At 62.2% G+C, this 19,854-nt stretch carries 21 protein-coding genes and 4 tRNA genes; 10 read left to right on the top strand and 15 right to left on the bottom strand.

Features of this window, described 5'->3' with window-relative positions:
* Positions 1 to 116: 116 nt before the first annotated feature.
* The 6 genes from JGU71_RS00210 to JGU71_RS00185 are packed head-to-tail and all read right to left on the bottom strand — an operon-like array spanning position 117 to position 4,434.
* Positions 117 to 656 carry an NADPH-dependent FMN reductase gene (locus JGU71_RS00210; protein ID WP_199700876.1) on the bottom strand — a complete coding sequence of 180 codons (540 nt, stop codon included), beginning with the start codon at positions 654 to 656 and terminating at the stop codon, positions 117 to 119.
* Positions 656 to 1,156: a flavin reductase family protein gene (locus JGU71_RS00205; protein ID WP_199700875.1), complete on the bottom strand. Its 501-nt coding sequence runs from the start codon at positions 1,154 to 1,156 to the stop codon at positions 656 to 658. The genes JGU71_RS00210 and JGU71_RS00205 overlap by 1 nt, the downstream gene beginning before the upstream one ends.
* Positions 1,153 to 1,956: an enoyl-CoA hydratase-related protein gene (locus tag JGU71_RS00200; protein WP_199700874.1), complete on the bottom strand. Its 804-nt coding sequence runs from the start codon at positions 1,954 to 1,956 to the stop codon at positions 1,153 to 1,155. The genes JGU71_RS00205 and JGU71_RS00200 overlap by 4 nt, the downstream gene beginning before the upstream one ends.
* 2 nt (positions 1,957 to 1,958) lie before the next feature.
* The gene (locus JGU71_RS00195; RefSeq protein WP_199700872.1) at positions 1,959 to 2,387 is read right to left on the bottom strand and encodes a RidA family protein; all 429 of its coding nucleotides are present in this window, start codon (positions 2,385 to 2,387) and stop codon (positions 1,959 to 1,961) included.
* Positions 2,384 to 3,232 (bottom strand): amidohydrolase family protein, encoded by an 849-nt coding sequence (locus JGU71_RS00190; protein WP_199700871.1) that lies wholly within the window; start codon positions 3,230 to 3,232, stop codon positions 2,384 to 2,386. The genes JGU71_RS00195 and JGU71_RS00190 overlap by 4 nt, the downstream gene beginning before the upstream one ends.
* Before the next feature lie 29 nt (positions 3,233 to 3,261).
* Positions 3,262 to 4,434: an LLM class flavin-dependent oxidoreductase gene (locus JGU71_RS00185; protein ID WP_199700869.1), complete on the bottom strand. Its 1,173-nt coding sequence runs from the start codon at positions 4,432 to 4,434 to the stop codon at positions 3,262 to 3,264.
* Positions 4,435 to 4,737: 303 nt separating this feature from the next.
* Between JGU71_RS00185 and JGU71_RS00180 the strand changes: the two genes are divergently transcribed.
* The 6 genes from JGU71_RS00180 to JGU71_RS00155 are packed head-to-tail and all read left to right on the top strand — an operon-like array spanning position 4,738 to position 8,841.
* A complete protein-coding gene (locus JGU71_RS00180) occupies positions 4,738 to 5,190 on the top strand; it encodes a MaoC/PaaZ C-terminal domain-containing protein (RefSeq protein WP_199700864.1) in 453 nt (150 codons plus the stop codon).
* A complete protein-coding gene (locus tag JGU71_RS00175) occupies positions 5,187 to 5,621 on the top strand; it encodes a hypothetical protein (RefSeq protein WP_199700863.1) in 435 nt (144 codons plus the stop codon). Before JGU71_RS00180 ends, JGU71_RS00175 begins: the two co-directional genes overlap by 4 nt.
* Positions 5,618 to 6,319, top strand: coding sequence for an SDR family oxidoreductase (locus JGU71_RS00170; RefSeq protein ID WP_199700862.1), 702 nt, complete (start codon positions 5,618 to 5,620; stop codon positions 6,317 to 6,319). Before JGU71_RS00175 ends, JGU71_RS00170 begins: the two co-directional genes overlap by 4 nt.
* Before the next feature lie 19 nt (positions 6,320 to 6,338).
* A complete protein-coding gene (locus JGU71_RS00165; RefSeq protein WP_307829426.1) occupies positions 6,339 to 7,484 on the top strand; it encodes an acyl-CoA dehydrogenase family protein in 1,146 nt (381 codons plus the stop codon).
* Positions 7,484 to 8,524 carry an acyl-CoA dehydrogenase family protein gene (locus JGU71_RS00160; RefSeq protein WP_199700853.1) on the top strand — a complete coding sequence of 347 codons (1,041 nt, stop codon included), beginning with the start codon at positions 7,484 to 7,486 and terminating at the stop codon, positions 8,522 to 8,524. The genes JGU71_RS00165 and JGU71_RS00160 overlap by 1 nt, the downstream gene beginning before the upstream one ends.
* Positions 8,521 to 8,841: a carboxymuconolactone decarboxylase family protein gene (locus JGU71_RS00155; protein WP_199700851.1), complete on the top strand. Its 321-nt coding sequence runs from the start codon at positions 8,521 to 8,523 to the stop codon at positions 8,839 to 8,841. The genes JGU71_RS00160 and JGU71_RS00155 overlap by 4 nt, the downstream gene beginning before the upstream one ends.
* A 10-nt stretch (positions 8,842 to 8,851) precedes the next feature.
* On the opposite strand, the gene JGU71_RS00150 is transcribed toward JGU71_RS00155, so the two are convergent.
* The 8 genes from JGU71_RS00150 to JGU71_RS00115 form a co-directional block, all read right to left on the bottom strand.
* Entirely contained in the window at positions 8,852 to 9,214 is a 363-nt protein-coding gene (locus JGU71_RS00150) for an alpha/beta fold hydrolase (protein ID WP_233528547.1), read from the bottom strand.
* A 65-nt stretch (positions 9,215 to 9,279) separates the two neighbouring features.
* A complete protein-coding gene (locus JGU71_RS00145; RefSeq protein WP_199700849.1) occupies positions 9,280 to 9,645 on the bottom strand; it encodes an alpha/beta fold hydrolase in 366 nt (121 codons plus the stop codon).
* 73 nt (positions 9,646 to 9,718) lie between these two features.
* Positions 9,719 to 10,483, bottom strand: coding sequence for a hypothetical protein (locus JGU71_RS00140; protein ID WP_199700847.1), 765 nt, complete (start codon positions 10,481 to 10,483; stop codon positions 9,719 to 9,721).
* A gap of 8 nt (positions 10,484 to 10,491) precedes the next feature.
* Positions 10,492 to 11,937, bottom strand: coding sequence for a polysaccharide deacetylase family protein (locus tag JGU71_RS00135; RefSeq protein ID WP_199700845.1), 1,446 nt, complete (start codon positions 11,935 to 11,937; stop codon positions 10,492 to 10,494).
* A 22-nt stretch (positions 11,938 to 11,959) separates the two neighbouring features.
* The gene (locus JGU71_RS00130) at positions 11,960 to 12,970 is read right to left on the bottom strand and encodes a dTDP-glucose 4,6-dehydratase (protein ID WP_199700844.1); all 1,011 of its coding nucleotides are present in this window, start codon (positions 12,968 to 12,970) and stop codon (positions 11,960 to 11,962) included.
* Positions 12,967 to 14,292: a glycosyltransferase family 2 protein gene (locus JGU71_RS00125; protein WP_199700843.1), complete on the bottom strand. Its 1,326-nt coding sequence runs from the start codon at positions 14,290 to 14,292 to the stop codon at positions 12,967 to 12,969. The genes JGU71_RS00130 and JGU71_RS00125 overlap by 4 nt, the downstream gene beginning before the upstream one ends.
* Positions 14,293 to 14,344: 52 nt before the next feature.
* On the bottom strand, positions 14,345 to 15,688 hold the full coding sequence (locus tag JGU71_RS00120; RefSeq protein WP_199700842.1) for a nucleotide sugar dehydrogenase: 1,344 nt from the start codon (positions 15,686 to 15,688) through the stop codon (positions 14,345 to 14,347).
* 1,444 nt (positions 15,689 to 17,132) lie between these two features.
* Positions 17,133 to 17,207 (bottom strand) — tRNA-Val (locus JGU71_RS00115).
* 245 nt (positions 17,208 to 17,452) lie between these two features.
* Between JGU71_RS00115 and JGU71_RS00110 the strand changes: the two genes are divergently transcribed.
* The 4 genes from JGU71_RS00110 to JGU71_RS00095 all read left to right on the top strand — a co-directional run bounded on the left by JGU71_RS00110 (position 17,453) and on the right by JGU71_RS00095 (position 18,568).
* Positions 17,453 to 17,525 (top strand) — tRNA-Gly (locus tag JGU71_RS00110).
* 24 nt (positions 17,526 to 17,549) lie between these two features.
* Positions 17,550 to 17,620: transfer RNA gene (locus tag JGU71_RS00105), tRNA-Cys, on the top strand.
* 1 nt (position 17,621) lies between these two features.
* Positions 17,622 to 17,696, top strand: a tRNA-Val gene (locus tag JGU71_RS00100).
* A 242-nt stretch (positions 17,697 to 17,938) separates the two neighbouring features.
* The gene (locus JGU71_RS00095) at positions 17,939 to 18,568 is read left to right on the top strand and encodes a PAS and ANTAR domain-containing protein (protein ID WP_307829425.1); all 630 of its coding nucleotides are present in this window, start codon (positions 17,939 to 17,941) and stop codon (positions 18,566 to 18,568) included.
* A 516-nt stretch (positions 18,569 to 19,084) separates the two neighbouring features.
* Here the strand turns inward: JGU71_RS00095 and JGU71_RS00090 are convergent.
* Positions 19,085 to 19,708: a TetR/AcrR family transcriptional regulator gene (locus JGU71_RS00090; protein WP_199682952.1), complete on the bottom strand. Its 624-nt coding sequence runs from the start codon at positions 19,706 to 19,708 to the stop codon at positions 19,085 to 19,087.
* Positions 19,709 to 19,854 lie beyond the last annotated feature (146 nt).

The following is a 19,854-nucleotide window of genomic DNA, read 5'->3' as shown; positions in this document are numbered from 1 at the left end:
CCACGGCTCGATAACGCACACTCACGTGCGACGAATATACGCGGACCTACCGACGAGTCGGTAGGATGAGGAGTGCTGGGCTAGGTAAACCATTGTGCGCCTTAGCTTTATGCTACCTAGCCAACTTGCCGGCATGGCTGGGCAGTTCGCTGATTCGATCGCAGTGCTTCTGCTCCGCCCGAGAGCCAGTCGCCGACCACGTCCGGGAGCCGACTGAGCTCCGCCTCCAAGACGAACAAACCACGAGTCGGAACAACCGCGCCGAGTTCGACAAGGAGGGGACGCAAATGCACTTCGCAGGCAAGAGCATGTTGTGGCGCACCGCCGACCATCACCGGGATCGCCACGACACCGTCGAGTGCACCCGCGCCGTAGCGGTCCACAAACGACTTCAGCAGTCCGGTGTAGGTCGCCTTGTAGGTTGGCGAGGCAACGACGAGTACCTGCACTGTGCGCAACGACTCGAGGTCGTTCTGCACCTCGGTCGCATCGGGATCATGCACTGACGCTGCATGATCCGCTAGTTCGACGACCTTTCCGACGCTGCCCGACAGAGCGGATGCCACCTGGTCTGCGACCTCCAGAGCAACGGTTGTCGTCCGTGACCCCAGCCGCGGATTTCCGACGACGACGCCGACCACGGGCGTCCTCGGCATCAGACGCCCGCAGCGGTGAAGAAGGCCCGACGTGCGTACGCGAGCGCGTGGCAGTCGTCGCTTGCCTGACCGTCGACGACTGCGCCGACGACGATCACATGGTCCCCCGCGTCGACGAGTTGCTCGACCCTGCAGACGGCAAAGGCGGCACTGTGCTCGTCGAGTATCGGCCCGCCCGCCACGCCCACCGGTGCAGACCACCTGTGACCGTCGAACTTCGAGTCGGACTTGACCGCGAAGTCGAGCGCCACGTGCTCACGGCCACTCGCGATATAGTTCACCGTGAAGGCACCACTCGAACGCACCGCCTGCAAAGTGTTGGAGCCGAGATCGAGGCACGCGAGCACCAACGGCGGGTCCAACGACACCGAACACACTGCCGACACCGTCAGCCCCTGTGGTCGATCATCGGCGCCGGTCGCGGTCACGATGGTCGCGGGTCCGGGCGCGCACGCCATTATCTTTTTGAATGTGTCCTTGTCGATCGTCTTGTCGATCATCGTGAATTCTCCTTCGCGAGAGGTCTGGTCGAGCGTCCTGCGGCGCGGATGGCGTCCCGCACACCAGGGTTGAACGAACTTGCTGCCTGCGCCCACGACTCGAAGCCGACCGACACAGCGAAAGGACTACTTGCGGCGACGGCCACCGAGCGCTTGATGTCTCGAGCGAGTGACGGTTCCAAGGCGACTATGTCGGTAGCGATGGCGAGCGCGGCAGCCTGCGGGTCGGCAGCAAACACATCGGCGAGTCCCTGTGTGTGGGCCTCCGCGCCGTCGAAGGTGAGTCCGAGTAGCAGCGCCCGCAAGGCGCGCCCCGCACCGATCCGGTGCGTCAGAAACGAAGTGGCTCCCCCACCGGGATGGAGACCGAGTTTCGCGAAGCTTGCGCCGAACGTGGAATTGGGTCCTGCGACGACGATGTCGCACGCCAGCGCCACGTTCATACCCGCACCGATCGCGTGTCCGTTGACCGCTGCGACTGTCGGATACGGGAGTTCGCGCAGCCAAAGGAAGCTCTCGTAGTACGACAGTTGGCGTGCGCGGATCTCCGACGGCGACGCACCATCGACATCGAACAGCGCAACCAGGTCCGCGCCCGCACAGAACGACGAACCGGAGCCCGTGACGACGAGACAGCGAGCAGCGGCATCCTGCCCCAATTGTGTTGCGGCAGCATTCAGTTCCTCGCGCATGGCGGGACCGATCGCGTTTCGCTTGGCAGGGTCGTCGAGCAGAAGAACCCGCACCCCGTCTGCGCGGCACTCGATCCGAACCTTGGGAGTATCCGTCGGTGTTGCCATGATCAGCTCGAGGTCGACCGGACCGCGACGGCCTCGATCTGCACACGGAGGTCCGACGCGATACCGAGGACGAACGTCGAACGAGCCGGATACGGCCCCTCACCGAAGGCGGCACGGTAGGCCTCGATGAACTCCCCTCGATAGGCGTCGTCGCGGAGATAGCAGGTCGTCTTGACGACCTCGCGCAGAGTGACCCCCGCCTCGGCAAGGATGGTGGCGATGTTGGCAAGACAGATCCGGGTTTCGTCCGCGATCGTCGTGGCATCGTCGCGTCGACGCATCGTGTCGGGATCCATAGCGAGGCCGGCCGCGTACACAAGCACGTCGGTCGCTGTGCCGGAAGACAATCCGACGCGGGCGAAATCGCCGATCGCGGGCGGGTTGAGGTAGTCGATCACGTGGGTCTCCTTCAGGTGTTCACGATCGGTCATGTGTTCACGATCAGATCGAACGACCGGTTGTAGAGGATGTCTTCGACAACCGGGCGCGGAATGGGTAGGGGCATAGCGAGATCGGAGATGGCGAGGAAATCCTCGGCTGCTTCCCTCGGGTCGAAGGACGGGAAGTCCGAACCGAAGACGAGGCGATCCGTCACGTGCCCCTCTATCGCCAACCGTAGTCCGTTGTACATCTGCCAGGTCTTGATCGGCAGCGTCGACACATCCGCAAAAACGTTGCGGTTCTTCATCATCAACTCGACACACTCGTTCATCCATGGCTTGCCGAAATGAGCGAGCAGCAGGTTCGTGTCCCGGAATTCGCGCGCAACCTTGTCCAGCAGAGTCGGACTCGCGAATTCGTTGAACCCGTCCGGCGCGAAGACGCTCGCCTGGTGGAACATCAGGAAGATGCCGAGATCTGCCGCCGCCCGATACACCGCGTATGCCTCGTCGGAATGTGGGTGGAAGCCCTGGTAGGGCGGCGACAACTTGACTCCGTGCAAGCCGTACTCGCGCACCGCAAGTCGCAGTTGGTCCGCTGCATCGGGCTGGGTTGGGTCGACACTGCCGACTGCGATTGCACGATCGCGGTTGTCGGCCAGATACTCGCCGACGAATTCGTTCGGTACGAACATCCCGATACGCGCGACCTGCAACCCGATGATCAGAAACTTCTCGACACCCGACGTCGCCATCACGCGGCTGTGTTCGGCCAGATCTGCCGCACCGAATCCGGGACGGCCGACGAGCTCGGTACCTCGATCGGTCCAGACCGGTCCGAGGTGCTCGGGCAAGTAGATGTGCGTGTGCCAGTCGGTGAACGTTCTATCCGCCATCGTCGACTCCTTCTCGCGCCGAACAGAATTCAGCGTGTCGCAAGCGTCGCGGGTGCGATCTTGCGTAGCTCGGGCATGACGCCGCTGGCAAAAAGCTCGAGGGACCGGTCGACGTCGGAGTGCGCGACGCCGGGGAAGCCCATCTGCACGAGCCAGTTCTGGATGCCGTGGGATCGGCTCAGCCTGCACATCCGCTCGGAGACGCTCTGTGGCGAACCGATCATCAGGTGGTCACGCTCCATCAACAGATCGAATGGATCCATTGCGCGGTAGCGAGGATCGGCTGGATCCTCGTCGGCGTCGAGCCAGACTCCGATTCCCCTTACTCGGCAGACAAGTTCGAAGAATTCGACGACGCTCGCCTCGGTGATTCGACGCGCCTCCTCGTCCGTGTCCGCAACGTAGGTCAACCGAAGGACGCCGACGTCCTCCCCTAGCGCTGGTGCGTGCCCGGTGACTGCCTCGCGCTCGGCGCGATAGACGTCGAGGAGATTCCGCAGGACCTGTCCGGTCGGGTACCACGTGATGGGCTTCAATTCCGTATGGGCCGCACCGCGGAAGCCTTCGAGGGATTCGGTTACCGCGAATTGCGGCGGGGTGGGCTTTTGCAGCGGTTTCGGAGTCATTCCGAACGCGACCAGTTCGCTGTTGTCGTCCACCCAGCCATCGGGCATCGGCGCACCCGGTGAATGAATGAACTTCGTTCCCGGCTCCGGGAAGGTATAGCGCGGACCCTTCCAACTGAACTGATCCTCGGTCCAGATTTTGCGGACGATCTCCAGGTTCTCGGCAAAGATCTCGCGACTGTTGTCGCTCCCGTTCCAGCGGTTCGCTGCAGGGTTCAGATTCATCACCTCGATCGGCAGGATTCCACGGCCGAAGGCGACGTCGAGTCGCCCACCGCTGAAGTGGTCCAGCAGCGCCAAATCCTCCGCTACGCGCAGCGGGTGCCACAGCGTCAAGGACACCGCGGCCATTCCGAGCCGGATCCGCTCCGTGCGTGCCGCGAGATCGGTTGCCAGCATGATCGGGTTCGGGCTCGCGTCGGTGCCGTCGACGTCGAAGTGGTGCTCGCCGAGCCAAATACGATCGAAACCCAACTCGTCCGCCAGCACCGCGTGCCGTCGCGTCTGCTGCAGGACCTCGTGCCACGACAGTTCGCCCGAACGGTTGGTCAGCGCATAGAGCAGGTCCAACTTCACGATTCCTCCATTACTAGATTCCGACTAGTCGGCACCGCATCTATTGCTGCCCGCCATTTGGTGAATCGGCGGGCATCCGGCGCCTGTCGATACAGCTCATCCCGTCAGCTGGATGACCACTAGCGTAGAAATACGTAATTCGCAGGTGAGCGCGTCCGTACGCATTTCGATTCGAAAATCGGCGACCGCCATGGAGACGCGTCCGGCGCACTCAGGTTGGCGCAGTTGACATTTGACGTTCCGACTAGATGGTATTAAGTTTCGCCACCAGTGCTCGAAACAACTACTCGAGAAAGGATTCCAATGAGTGGATTGAGTTTCGACGATGCCGAGATCGGCATGCGGTTCGATACGCCCCGACGAACGGTGACAGAGGCGGACGTCGTCAATTTCTGCGGAGTATCCGGTGATTTCCACGCCCTCCACACCGATGCCGAAGGTATGCGCGACAGCCAGTTCGGCGCCCGAATTGCGCACGGCGCACTCGTGCTGTCGATCGTCACCGGGCTTCGCGGCCGGCTGGGAGTTTTCACCGACTCACTGTTGGCGTTCGCCGAGATTCGGCGGTGGCGATTCGTCCGTCCGGTACTCATCGGCGACACCATCTACGCAACCAACGAGATCGTCGAGCTGAGGCCGACATCGAAACCGGATCGCGGGGTAATGGTGCAAAAAGTCGAGGTGTTCAACCAGCACCACCAGGTTGTCCACGAAGGCGAAATGGTGTCGATCGTGAAGCGGACGGTGCACGCGTGAAAGTCCGAACGCACGACTCCGAACGTGCAGCCGTGTTGACCGACATCGGGCCCGACGAGGGTGTGATCTTCGAAGCGCGAACAGGATTGGGCGCGTGGAGCGACGCCGAGGACGAATTGGCAGAGGCATTCGAGTTGAGCCGCGCCGCTGCGCTGACCGACGCTCCCGTCGTGTTTCTCGTACAAGCCAACGCGATCCTCGGACGTGCGGCGCCACTCGATTCAGCCGTCGCGACCGGCCTCCTCGGTGGTGCCAGAGCACTCGCATTCGAGCGCCGAAAGTCCGCCGGCTATTCGGTCCTCGTCGCCGTCGGCGACAACGTCGAACCGGCAACGGTCGCCACTGCCATCGATCTGCTGGTAGCCACACGTGGCTCCAACGGTCAGATCTTCACCCTCGGCGCCGAACACCTTGGAGCACTGCTGCCATGAGCACCGCACTCGTAACCGGCGCTGCCCGCGGAATCGGGTTCGCCATCGCCCGCAGACTCTCGACCGCCGGCCACCGCATCATCATGGTCGATCTCAGTCCCCAGATCCAGCACAGCGCAACCACTCTCGGCGCAATCGCTGTGCAAGCCGACATCGCCACCCCCGATGGCCGAGACGCGATCCGCGATGCCGTCCGGCGCAGTGGTGAACCGCTGGACATACTCGTAAACAATGCCGGGATCACCCGAGACGCACTCCTCGCCGACCAGACCGAAGAGATGTTCCGCCTCGTCGCTCGCGTGAACCTCGGCGCGTGTTACGAGCTGACGTCCGCGCTGGTAACCGAAATGGCAACTGGCGGAGCGATAGTCAACCTCGGTTCGCGAGCGCACCTCGGCAACGTCGGACAGTTCAACTACGCCGTATCCAAAGCCGGGGTTGTGGGGCTGACGCGGTCCCTTGCACTCGCATATGCCCCGCGCGTTCGCGTCAACGCCGTCGCGCCGGGCTTCGTGGCAACCGATATGACCGATGCGATGCCCGAACATGTCCGTGAACGCATCATCTCGCGCATTCCACTACAACGACCCGGCAGCCCCGACGACATCGCGAGCGCAGTCGCCTGGCTCGGTTCCGCCAGCGCCCGGTACGTCACCGGGCAAGTCGTCTACTGCTGCGGCGGACGAAGCCACGGCTGACCTGATGGAGAGAACTGCTGTGACAAAGCATCGACTCGTTCCAGTCGTCGGAGACGATCCCCACTCCCTCGACGACCTCCGAACCGAGGTTCGCAATTTTCTGGCCGAACAATCGGCCGAGGGCAAGATCAGCCGGGGGGTCGACTCCTGGCTGACAGGCTGGGACGAAGACTTCACCCGCGCATTGGCCGAGCGCGGGTGGCTCGGCATGACCGTCCCGACCGAATACGGCGGCCATGGTCGCAGCTTTCTGGAGCGGTTCGTCATCACCGAGGAACTTCTCGCCGCGGGCGCACCGGTCGCCGCGCACTGGATTGCCGACCGACAGATAGTCCCCGCACTCCTCAAGTACGGCAACGAGATTCAGAAGCGCACGTTCCTCCCCGCCATCGTTCGCGGCGAGCGCTTCTTCGCGATAGGGATGAGCGAACCGGACTCGGGATCCGACCTGGCAAGTGTCCGAACGAAAGCCACTCGCGTCGACGGCGGCTGGACCATCTCCGGAACCAAGGTCTGGACCTCGGGCGCCCACCTGGCGCACGCGTTCATCTGCCTCGCCCGGACCTCCCCTGTCGACTCGACACATCGACACGACGGGCTCAGCCAGTTCGTCGTCGATCTGCATTCGGTAGGCGTCGGCATCCGCCCGATCGTTTCGATGTCCGGCGATCACCACTTCAACGAGGTCGTGCTCGACGACGTATTCGTTTCCGACGACATGGTTTTCGGCATCATCGGAAACGGCTGGCAGCAGGTCACATCGGAGTTGAGCTTCGAACGCAGCGGACCCGAACGCTTCCTGTCCACCTTCACCTTGCTCGCCGAAACAGCCGAACAGATGGGGTCTGGAGAGGTGCCTCGTCATTCGGACCTCGGCCGCCTCGTCGCCCGGATCTCCGGATTGCACCAGATGTCGACGGCCGTCGCGGGAGCGCTCGAACGGCACGAACCAGCCGACACCGCTGCCGCTGTTGTCAAAGTCCTCGGCACCACCACCGAAGGCGACATCGCCGACTTCGCCGATCTGCTGACCGGCGATGGCACGCCGGACAGCTACCGCGCGATGGTCGAACGAGCCGTTGTCCAACGTCCCGGCTTCACCCTCCGTGGCGGCACCAACGAAGTACTGCGCGGTGTGGTCGCGCGAGGATTGGGGATGCGCTGATGAATGCACACACCGCCGTCGATCAGGATCTCGTCGACATGATGGATGCCGTCTTCGCCCGGCACAGGGAACAGTATGAGCCAGGCGCCGAGTGGGATCAGACGCTGTGGGCACGGCTCGGCGAACTGGGTCTGACGAGGCTGACAGGACGCGAAGACGCCGGAGGCAGCGGCGCTGGGTGGTTCGAGGCCGCAGAGTTGTTGCGAGCGGCCGTGTCCCACGCTGTGCGCGTACCGATCGCCGAACACGACCTGCTCGCGGGCTGGCTACTGGACGTGGCGGGACTGCCGGTCGACAATGCTCGGCGCACAGTCTGTGTACTCGACGACAACGGCGTGGCACGGGATGTGCCGTGGGCCGACGAAGCTGACCGCATCGTGGTGGTGTGGCGCGCCGATAACGCTTACCTGGTCGGCGATGTCGCACCATCGGACCTGCGAATTGTGAACGGCGCCAACCTCGCCGGTGAACCTCGTGGGACTGTGAGCACAGACGTCGGGACTCTGACCGGTTCGCGCGTGTCCGACACGGTGTTCGAGCAATTGCATCTTCGCGGTGCACTCGTGCGTGCGCTCCAGATCTGCGCCGCGCTCGACGCCATTCTCGAACTGTCGATCACGCACGCGACCGACCGCACTCAGTTCGGCCGACCGCTCGCCAAGTTTCAGGCCGTGCAGAATCTGGTTGCCGACATCGCTGGAGAGGCGGCTCTCGCGCGAGCCGCAACCGAAGCTGCTCTCGCAGCTGCGGTGCGCGCCGGCTGGTCCGGTGCCAACGTCGAATTCCTTGTCGCCGTGGCTCGTTCGTGTGCGGGACACGCCGCGTCCGTCGTCGTTCGCAATGCCCACCAGATTCATGGCGCCATCGGCACAACACAGGAACACCGCCTGCACGAGTACACGAAGCCCGCCCTGGCCTGGCGCTCGGAATTCGGGTCGACGCACTTCTGGGACGACAAACTCACCGAGGCCGCCAGCACCGCGGGGCGTGACAACCTATGGGACCTCGTCACCGGCCTACCAACCGAAAGGACCACATGACCGAGCCCGCTACCACTGCACACGAACTCATCGGAGACGTCGCGCCGAAGCTCGCGGCACTCACAGACGACGTACTCTTCGGTGACGTCTGGACCCGCGACGCTCTGTCACCCCGCGATCGCAGCCTCATCACCTGCGCGGCCCTCATCGCCAACGGCAACGTGGAGCAGTTGCGTCATCACCTGACCTTGGCTGTCACCAACGGCGTCACCCCCGCCGAAATCACCGAAGCAATAACACATCTCGCCTTCTACGCCGGTTGGCCGCGGGCGATGTCGGCCATCGCCGTTGCGAGGGAGATCGTCAGCACTCGATAGCGGTGCACGCTCAGCGTTCGTCGCTACCCAGCCCGAATTCGTCGATCAGTCGTGCGAGTTCGATCGGGCGATCGCTCTGGATCGAATGACCCGCGCCGGCAACGGTTTTCACCACAGCCGACGGACTTTCACGCACGAGCTCAGCCGCATCGTCATCGGTGACAAAGCGAGAATTCCCGCCTCTGACCAGCAAGGTCGGTATGGACGAGTCGCGGACGGCGGACCACAAAGGACTGAAATCCATGGCCTTGTCCAGCACGTCGTAGCGCCACGTCCACTGTCCCGATGTGTTGCGGTGGGCATTGTGGAGGATGCCGCGGCGCAGCGAGGTGCGGCTTCGTGCTGGACTCGCGGCTGCGGTCGCCTCGAGCATCTCGGTGAAGGTCGCATACGTCCGGGGCCCCGAGACCAGCGCTATCGAACCGCGTTGCTCGCGGCTCAGCTGTGCAAGACGTTCGTGCGACGCGGGCGTGACGTCGACGATGATTCGCCGTCGAAACGACGTCGAATGTTGTTCCGTGCAATGGCGGTGAGCCCACCCAATGACATCCCGATGACTGTCGCCGCCTTCGGTGCCATGCGCTGCAGGAAGGGCGCGAGAGTGGCGGCATTGGTCACGGGCGAGTAGTCCCTGTCGTCACGCCAACGGGAATGGCCGTGCCCCGGTAGGTCGACGGCGAGTGCTGATAGATCGGGCTGTGCCCTGATAAGGGCGAGAACGACCGAATCCCACGTGTGAGCGTTCTGGCCACCGCCGTGGAGGAAGACCAGTTCGTACGCGGCGGCTGCGGCGGGGTCGTCCATGTTTTCGATACTGCCACCGAGTCGATCGCAGTGAACAGCGCCGAGTACAAGACAATTGCTACTGAGGGCCTGCCTACTCGCTGAACACAACGACAGGACTTGTTGTGACTATCCGGGTCCAGGGCCCCTCGGGGACGGCGGCCTCATCTACGAACGCCCAGTCGACGCGATCCCTACTGCCGTCGAGATCCTGAAATCCGAGGCAGCCGTTCAGAGCTGGAGAAACATCGAGGCCGGCGTTGTTGAATCGGGTGTTTGCGGGGCGCGCATCATCGGCGCCGAAAACGTATCTGGCGTCGTCGTATCGCGCAGGACCAGCGTCCTGGACCTGTCCGAAGCAGATCCGATCGCCCTTCTTCAGTTTTACCCACCGGTTCTTCATGAAGCTGAACGATCGGTCCTCGGCGCGGCCGAGATATTCCGGTTCATCAGCCCACGGCACAACCTCGGCTCTACCGCGTAAGTTGGCCTCGATATTGATGTCGTCGTACGGCAGGTCCAGATAGAACGGATTCTGCAGCGGCGTAATCCGTGTCGGGAAGTAATCGTTCTGCGCGCTGCGTGGCTCGGTTTGGCATCGACCGTCGGCGACCACACCGTCGCACCCACCGAAATTGGCGTACCAGTTCGCGTCGTACGCCGACACCATCTGACTCCCATCGACCGCGTTCGGATCCAGCACCTCACCGACCCAGAACGTCGTAGAGACGATGTTCGTGTGCCAGGGGTAGTTCTTACTGTCTGGCGAACCGGCTGAATCTGCACTCGAACACGCCAGCATGACCATGGCCATCAGACCGGCCGAGCTGACGCTGGTGACAGTCCGAAGAACTGGCACTTGCTCCTTCACGAGCTGGGTTTCCACGTCGCGTCGAAGAATGCGTGGTCGTCGCTGACAAGCTCACCGTTCTCGGTGAGGCTCAGCCCGAAGCTGAGAGCTGTCGCCGCAGCCGGGACGGGTGGCGTGGTCCATCGTGCACGACTCCAAGTCCCCGCTGGCGGCAAGGGCGCACTATCCATCCAGTACACCCACACCCCGCGCGCCAATCGGTAATAGACGGCGAATCGGGTGGGCACCGTGGATGTGTAAGACGCCTCGAGGTCGTAGGCATTCCCAGCGACCACGGACGGAGCGCAGTCGCCCAGGTCGAGAGACGGAATCAGTTTGGCGTCACCGTCGACGTAGTCGGTCATGACGATTCGCTGTGCTACACCGGTGCCGCCCGCTCCAGGTGCGTCGCTGAAGGTTGGCCGATTGTCGCCAAAACTGGACTTCAACCAACAGTCCGGTTGGCCAGGAGCCGTTTGCGTTTCTAGTTGGGGGTTCTTCAGCGCGTTCTGGCCGACAGTGACAGCTGGCGGCAGCGGACCCTGAATAGGTTCTTGCACTGGGCCACCGATCACGTCACCGACTGTCCGCACCAGCACGCTGCCGTCCGCATTCTTGGTGGCGAGCCACGAGACGAACTGGTTGAACAGAGCATCTGTGACCGCTATTCGGTTGCAGTCCTCAGTGCACAGGCGGTGGAAGGTGAGCTGGAGCCAACCGCCTTTTTGCTGCGCGTCCTGAACACGCTGCTTGAAATCTGCGAGGGTCCAGGTGTTCTCCGCTTGCGACGAGGCCTTCGTGAAGTAGGGGGTTTCCGGCGGGATTGTCTCTGATGCCGGACAACTCGGGCACAGTGTCGGAGACCTCAATTCATCGAGACTTCGACCGCTGTTGTAGCCACAGCCCGCAACCGCATTCAGCAGGTCGGGTGAGGCTGCGGCGAACGGGTAGGCAAAATTGCGCACCTGGAAGCCCCAGCGGAGCAGCGTCACTCGATCGATGCAAATATCGCGGCGCGCCTCATCAGGCGACAGCGCCGTCAGGTCGCGGTGCAAGACGGTGTGACCACCGATTTCATGGCCGTCTGAGGCGATGCCGCGCAAGGCATCCAACCCGATGTAGCCGGGTTTGCCGATATTCCCGCTGTTTACGAAGAACGTGCCCCGCAGACCGTGGTCGGACAGAATGCTCGCCGCTTTCGAGTCTTCTTCGAAGCCGTCATCGAACGTCAAACTGATGACGGTTTGCCCGGGTTCGACCGCCACCGGGTTCGTCGATACGTTCGGAGCCCGAAACTGACCTGTGTCCGCGGCCACGTACGGGTCGCCCGAATCGGTCAACGTCTGGATGGGTCTCTCAGCGCGGGGCGCTTCGGTCGCCGAACAGCCGACGACGACGAGCCCAAGAACGAAGAACATCGCCGCGCCCAACCGCACTATGCCGCGAAAGCTAGCGATCTTCACAGCAACGTTTAGCTTGTCTGTGTCAGACCGCAACAGGTGCTCGCGTCGTAAGGTCGGTGTCGCGCGGGCCTTCTGCTGCCGACTGCGAAGCCGCGACGTTCAAGATCATCTGTTCCAGTCGGGTCGTAGGGCGATAGCCGACAAGGCGCTCTGCCTTGGTGTTGTCGGGCACTCGTCGCCGCATGTCCTCGAATCCCGGGCCATAAGCTTGCGCGTAAGGGACGAGCGTGATCGTGCTTCTGCTGCCGAGAAGTTCGATTGCTACCTCGGCAAGCCGCAGAATCGACACCTCCAGGTCGCCACCGAGGTTGAACGCCTCGCCGTAGGCGCTGGGCTCTTCACACAAGCGCACCAAGGCAGGCACCACATCGCCGACGTAGGAAAAGCAGCGCGTCTGCAAGCCATCGCCGAAGACGGTCAACGGCTCGTCCCGCAGGGCTTGACCAACCAAGTTGGGGACGACCATCCCGTATGCGCCGGTCTGGCGCGGCCCAATTGTGTTGAACATGCGGACAATTACGGTCCGCAGTCCATAGGTGTGCCAGTAAGCACTCGCGAACGCCTCGTCGATTCCTTTTGCCGCAGCGTAGGTCCATCGAGATTTCAACGGCGATCCGAGAATCCTGTCCGACTCCTCGGTGAGCCGGTCGGATGTGTTCTTGCCGTACACCTCGCTGGTAGACGCCAGCAACATTATGGCGTTCACCTCTCGCGCGGCATCCAAAACGATCTCGGTCCCATGCAGATTGGTACGCAAGCTTTCCAGGGGATGGTCGACGATTCGTCGAACGCCGACTGCCGCCGCAAGGTGGAAGACACGGTCCGCACCGGCAATGGCCTCGCGCACCTTGCTCCGATCCAAGATGGATCCCTCGACGAAGGTCAGGCGCTCGTGGCCGGCAACGTCCCGCAAGTTGTGGAGGGATCCGGTGGAAAGATCATCGAGCACGGTGACGTGGTCGCCCTGGCGTAACAGGTATTCGCTCAGATGGCTGCCGATGAAGCCGGCTCCGCCGGTGATCAGCGTCCTCATTCTTCGCGCCTTTCATTCTCGGTAAGAACGGACTCGCTGCGAGCGGATATTGCTACGTCCGCCTCGATCTGCAGTTTGCGTCGGGTTGGACTTGTCCATCGTCCGCTCGACCCAGACCACGCCCGCGGCAAGGTGCTCAGACACACAGCGGCATCCACGATACGAATCAACGGAAATAGTGGTGCCCATAGCAGGAGACTCGAACGCCGAAGCGCCACAACGGCAATCAGCGTCAGCACCAGGTCCGGGAGATAGATTCCCACAGCAATGCTCTGCGGTGGCCAGAAGCTGTACACGTCGAAGGCGAATCTCGAAAAAGCGTCGCCGGACCCAGAGACCGTGCTGCCATACACAGAGATCGTGAACAAGGGAATCAGAAACACGAGCAACAGGGCGCTGAGAATCAACTCGAAGATATGAACGGCCAACGCCAACCAAAAAACACCAGCGTGAAGTCCGTGCCGGCGGACGGTCTGCCAAAATCCGAGCGCCCAGCGCTGAATTTGATGAACGTAGTCGCGGAAATTGTCGGGGTCTTGGGTGAACGCCACCGCCGCGCCGGGATGAAACGCAATCCGTCCAAGTTTCTTCGCATGCACTTCGAAGGTCATATTGAAGTCTTCGATGACCAGTCCGGGCGCGGAAATATCGATCATCGACACAGTCGAGGCCCGGTACATGCTCGCAAACCCGGGAACAATCGAGACCACGTTCAGCGATTCAGCAGCCTGGCCGTATTTGAACAGAAGCTGGAGAACTGTATAAAACCGCTGACGATAGGCCACCAGCAGCCGGCCAATCCATTGTGCGGGGAGCGGATCGACCATGGACTTCGCGTAGCCCGCGACCGCGACAACGTCACGATCTCGAAAGGCGGGCAAGCCGGTCGTCATGTAGTCCGGTGAAGGTCGGGTGTCCGCGTCCATGAACATCACGACTTCGAATCGTCGGCAGAGGTCGAAATGTCGAAGGCCGGCAACAATGGCTCCGGCCTTGCCCGCGTTGACGTCCAGTTCGAGGACGTTGACGCCGGCGGCGCGACTGATGTCCGCTGTCAGGTCGGTGGACGCGTCGGACACGACGAATATGTTCTCCCGCGGAACTATCGCCGCCGCTGCTTCGATCGACTCCGCAATTACCGCTGCCTCGTTCCGGGCTGGGACAATCACCGCGACATCGGCAGCGCTGGGACTTGGCCCTTGACCGACACGGCGCTGCGGCGACCGACGCTTGGCCCGTTCGAGAAGGTACCGCAACACGCCGACGCTGGCCCAGAACAAGGTACCCACGCCAAAGATGAGCACTACATACAGTGTGGTCATCGTCTACGCCTCCACCCGTCGATACGGATCGACGATCCTCGCGTTTCGTGAATCACAGGACGTGCCGATGGGGAACATCGGTGAGCTGGTAGGTCGCGTCGAGAACCAGTGGCGCGTTACCGATCCACGAATGGTCGACCGACGGGTGCAGAGTGTGGGCAATTACCAAGTCCCAGTTTCCGGGTGTGAAGTCATTTGTGCTGTTCAGCCGACCTGCGGAGGTATGGAGGCTGTCGACCATGGCGTCGGTGTAGGACACGCATGCCCCGCCGCGCACGAGGTCGTCGAGGATCTCGACAGCCGGGGACTCGCGCACATCTGCGACGGCTGGTTTGTAGGCCACACCGACAATCAGGATGCGTGCGCCGGCGAGAGGCAGACCTGTCATCGCGAGAACAGCCTCCGCTCGCGTAACCACTGCGCGGGGGCGAGCGGCGATGGCGGCCATCGCGGCTTCGGTCAGCGGAGCAGGCATCCGACTGGCCTTGAGCTGCCAGAGCAAATAGTGCGGGTCGCACGGAATGCAGTGTCCACCTACCCCAGGACCGGGCCGAAAGGCCAGGTAGCCGTATGGCTTGGTCGCGGCGGCGTCGATGACCTCAACTACGTCGATGTCCAATTGCCTTGCAATGCAAGCAAATTCGTTGGCAAGCGCGATGTTCACGGCGCGGAACGTGTTTTCGAGCAGCTTGGTGAGCTCGGCCGCCTCCGGCGACGAGACCGGGTACACCGACGGCGCGGTCTTCGCCAGTGCCTGGATTGCGCGGGCAGCGCACTCTGCAGTTACACCACCGACGACGCGCGGCGTGTGTGCAGGGATGTGGTCCGGCGACCCTGGGTCGATACGTTCGGGGCTGAACGCTACGAACACGTCCTGCCCGGCCACTAGTCCACGCAGGCGTAGCGGTTCGACGAGGAGTTCACGGGTGCAGCCGACATAGCTGGTAGAGGTCAGCACGATCGTCTGGCCGGCTCTGGCCGACTCGACCACTGCAGCGCAGGCGCCGCGCAGGGCAGTCAGGTCTGGCACTAGATGGGCGTCGAGCGGAGTCGGCACGCAGATCAGCACCGCATCCATAGTGCTCAACGCGGACGTTTCGGTGGTCAGAGTCAAACACGTCGTTCCCAGGAATCGACTCAAGCGCTGGCGGTCAGCGTCGAGCAAGTCCACCTGCTCGGCCTTGATCGCGGCCAGCCGATCCTCGTTGATGTCGCATCCCAGCACCGTGACGCCGGCATCTGCGAGGGCAAGTGCTGTCGGCAGCCCGACATAGCCCAATCCGACCAGACCGACGGAGTGCGGACCGACCGCCACGGCGTTCGGCGGAGCGACTCTGACTGTCCCAACATCGTCACGCGCATGGAAAGGATGCACGTCTTCCAACAAAGACTTCATCACGCGCGGTGGCCAACTTGTCTCGCTATCCACGGTGACTAACTCCGCGACACTAGAGGTCGACGATGCGGGCCTAATTGGGCGCGCGGCACCCGAAATTGACGATATGGTCACCAGAGGTCTCCACGGAGCGTCGATTAGCAATGCGAACGGTCACGAAGACCGATGGCTCAACATCCCAGATCGTGTACAGGAAACTCGCGAAAACCAACCGACCGAAGGGTTACGCGCCCCGTCGAAACCCATAGTCTAATTTTTCGGCTAGACGATTTTCACCTCTCTAGTTTTAGCTCAATTTGCCGGGTATGTCTATAAAATCAGACATGAAACGTACCTAGAACCCGTTAGCCGCTACCTTCCTGCTACGCCGGTACGTTGCCTTCTTCGACCGCGTTCCTCGCGTCGAAGAACGGAGGGATCAAGATGTCGATGCGACGCCGGCTCCCCATGCCCGCTCACATGCAAAAGAAATACGTCGTGCGTGCTCTCGACCCGCTCGCGGATCCCCCCTCGAGCGTCAAGCAGAACCGATGATTGCTCGTTGTCCCGCGCGTTAGGCGGCACGTCGAGATGCGCGATGAGCAGCTACGCCACGACCCACGGATTGGGATGGGTGAACCGTGAGACGAGCGCAATTGCTGCCATCGACTCATCGAGCACCTTCTCGATGACCGAGGAAGATTCGGTCCGTCGGACCATAAGCGCGTCGCTCGATGCCGAGCCTGTCCGCCAACGGGCAGCAAGCGTCGAACGCGGCGTTTACGACGCTGGACCACTTCAGCGGGGAAAGACACGGTGGGATCGACGATCGTGGCAACCTCGAACGCGCGCGAACTGATCCTGGCGAGCCCGAATCGGACATGATCTTGGCGGCCCGTTTCTCCGACACCGCTTCCTCGGCCACGCGGAGGTCTGCGGGCAATCGGCGCGAGCCGTACAGCAGGTGGATTCGTGACGGGTGAGGATCTTCATGGTCAGGTCGGCTTTCCGATGCGGCCGATCAGCCAATTCTGTTGCTGCCGAACGCTTCGCACGCTTGGAGTAACCGGTGGTCACTACTCGAGCAGTCGTGCACTCGGGCGATTTCAACGGTCGCGCGACCGCGCGAGCTCAGTACGCTCGGCCAGGGCCGGGGGCTCCGCGTTTCGCCTCAGCGACCACCGTCCAAGCAGGCCTTCGTTGAACTCCGAAATCGCATGCGACGTCGGCGATCGTACGGCCGTAATCGATCACCCGATGGGTGCCTCGACCTTGCTTTCGGCCGTGCGAGACCGGCGGGTTCAGGACACGGCATGGAGGACGGAATGTCGGACCAAAGCAACTTCGCGAACGCGATTCGCTCCTCATGTTTCCGAAAGTGGGCCCAAAGAGTCCAGATTTCTCATCGCAGACCAGGAATAGTGGTTCGATCAGCCCGAAAGGACACCTCGACGGCAGTAATACGTGGTGGTCCCGGCTGGGATCGAACCAGCGACCTTCCGCGTGTGAAGCGGACGCTCTTCCACTGAGCCACGGGACCGGGGGCTGTAGTAACACCGCCCGAACGAGGAGGAACTTTAACACGGTGGCTCTGGCGCTTCCCAATCCCCCGCGCCAGCGTGGACGAGGTGTCCAGAAAGGAGCGATCGGTGAGCAACTGCTCACCGCTGGACGATTGAGGCAAGAATCCGGCGCTGGCCAGCGGATTTGTGACTTCACCTGTACGTCGGCTAATGTTTCACCTCGCACCCAGCGAGGCCGGAAACAGCCTCACAGGGACGAAATGCGGATGTGGCGCAGCTGGTAGCGCACAACCTTGCCAAGGTTGGGGTCGCGGGTTCGAATCCCGTCATCCGCTCGAGAAGGTCGATTTCGACCTTACGGTGGAGTGGCCGAGTGGTGAGGCAACGGCCTGCAAAGCCGTGCACACGGGTTCGATTCCCGTCTCCACCTCGCGCGATTAGCTCAGCGGGAGAGCGCTTCCCTGACACGGAAGAGGTCACTGGTTCAATCCCAGTATCGCGCACCACAGTCAGACCAGGTCAGGCCCCCTTTCGAGGGGGCCTTTCTTGTTGGCGTGGGGTAATCATGGGGTAGCGGAACATCGAGCGACCAACACGCTCCGCACGGAAGGACGTCGAACACCAGGCCCGAACTGCTGCCTCGACTTCGTCAACCCAGCGCGGCACACACCGCAGTCGACTTCGATTCAACGGATGCGATCTGCCGAAGCGCGACAGGTGCCGCCACGAGTGCGGTAGAACTCTGGACGTGAACCCCAGAGATTCCGACGCCGACGGCGGCGAACCGCTGCGCGTAGGAGGCTTCAGGTTCTACCTCGACGATCGAAGGTGGGAATGGTCCGACGCGGTCGCCCGGATGCACGGCTACTCCCCCGGCGCAGTCACTCCGACCACCGAATTGCTGCTGCACCACAAACACCCCGACGACAAGTCCACCGTCGCCGCACTTTTCAACGAAGTCACACGCAACGGTGCGCCATTCAGCAGTCGGCATCGCATCATCGACACTGATGGCCGGACTCGCCGAGTAATTGTGGTGGGCGACCGTGCCGTCGACTCCGCGGGACAGATAGTCGGCACAGGCGGCTTCTACATCGATGTCACCGACTCCCAACGGGCCGAGCAAGCCGTTATGGACTCAGTGGTGCACGAATTCACCGAATCTCGCGCCACCATCGAGCGCGCCAAAGGCGTCCTCATGCTCGCCTACGGAATCAACGCCGAGCGCGCGTTCGACGTGCTGGTGTGGCGATCACAAGATGCCAACATCAAGCTGCGCGAACTCGCTCATCAACTCCTGCACGCAATTACCGACGTAGAGCTTCCTGTCACCGTGCGCGAGCAGATCGATCACCTACTGCTCACGCTGCCGCACTAAACTGTCCTGACGAACTCAGGCAGCTGGATTCGCCACATCCGCTGGGACAGCAATACTGCACACCGAGGTACGCATCGCCCTCGCCGGTCAGCACTCGAAAGCCACGCAGGCAAATGCACTCCCCGTGCATTGTTGCCGTCACCGGCACATCAGCGCGAATCGTGACAGCGCATGACGGACATAACGCGACCTCGGAAGCAGCGGCAGCGCCCACGATTCTGCACTCACGAGCGAGCGACTGCGTCCCAACTTCAGCGGACCATTCTGCACGACGCCCCGAACGCTGTCCCTTTGGCGCGTCGACCTGCATGCTTTTGTCGGGCTGACAGGATTTGAACCTGCGACCACTTGACCCCCAGGACGGTTGTCACCGCGTTCCTGCACGTGACGCACGTTATGCACTGAGAGGTATGCCGCCTCGACCTGCGGGACGTGCATACGCACGCGTGACGTGTGGTCCAGAAATGGTCCACAAATCGGGTGGGCGATGCGGGATCGACGCCACTCAGGCGGTCACTACGGGGAGAGGGTCATCTGACTCGCGAGACCTAGGTAGCGCAGGGCAACCTCGGAGATTCGCCGTCCCGTTTCGGCGCTGTCCGACGTGGGCAGCACAACATGGCTGATCGTCAGCCGGATCAACGCGTCGACACCATCGATGACGTCATCGCTATCGAGCTGAGGGAAATGCTTTCCGATCCAACCCACTAGCCGTGCGGACGCGAGCTCGAGCATCGACGCCGACATGGTCAGCAGCGGCAGCACGCCCGTCTCTTCGGGGCGGCTGTCGGCACCTGGGGAGGTCAGCACCGACTTCAGCAACGGACTGGACGAAGCCTCGTCGAGCGTGTAGCGAACGGCAGCCGGGATCGCTTCTTCGAGAGCGTTCCGGTGGTCATCGAGCGTCGCCCCAATCCCCACCAAGAATCTCTCGGCCTCCTCCAGAACGAGTGCGTCTCCGAGTCCTTGCTTGTCACCGAACTCCTTGTACAAAGTCGGACGCGACACTCCGATAAGGGCTGCGACCTCGCTCACTCTGACCCGATCCCAACCCTTTTCCAGGGTCAGCGCGTGCGCGGCACGGATCGCCTCCTTGCGCAAATGCCGCCTAAACGACAACCGAACAGATTCATCGACCACGCAACGAACTGTATCAGGTGGCACTTTTGTTCATAAATTTACAGTTACCGACGCATAGTCCATATGTAAACGCTGGGAAGCACCATCCCGACATACCGTATGCGTTCGGACTTTTTCCGTCGAAATGGCAGTCTTTGGAAATTTGT

Source organism: Antrihabitans stalagmiti, assembly GCF_016482825.1.
In the GTDB taxonomy this organism is placed as follows: Bacteria; Actinomycetota; Actinomycetes; order Mycobacteriales; family Mycobacteriaceae; genus Antrihabitans; species Antrihabitans stalagmiti.
The sequence above is the reverse complement of the archived record's forward strand: the minus strand, read 5'-3'. Positions and strand labels throughout refer to the sequence as shown.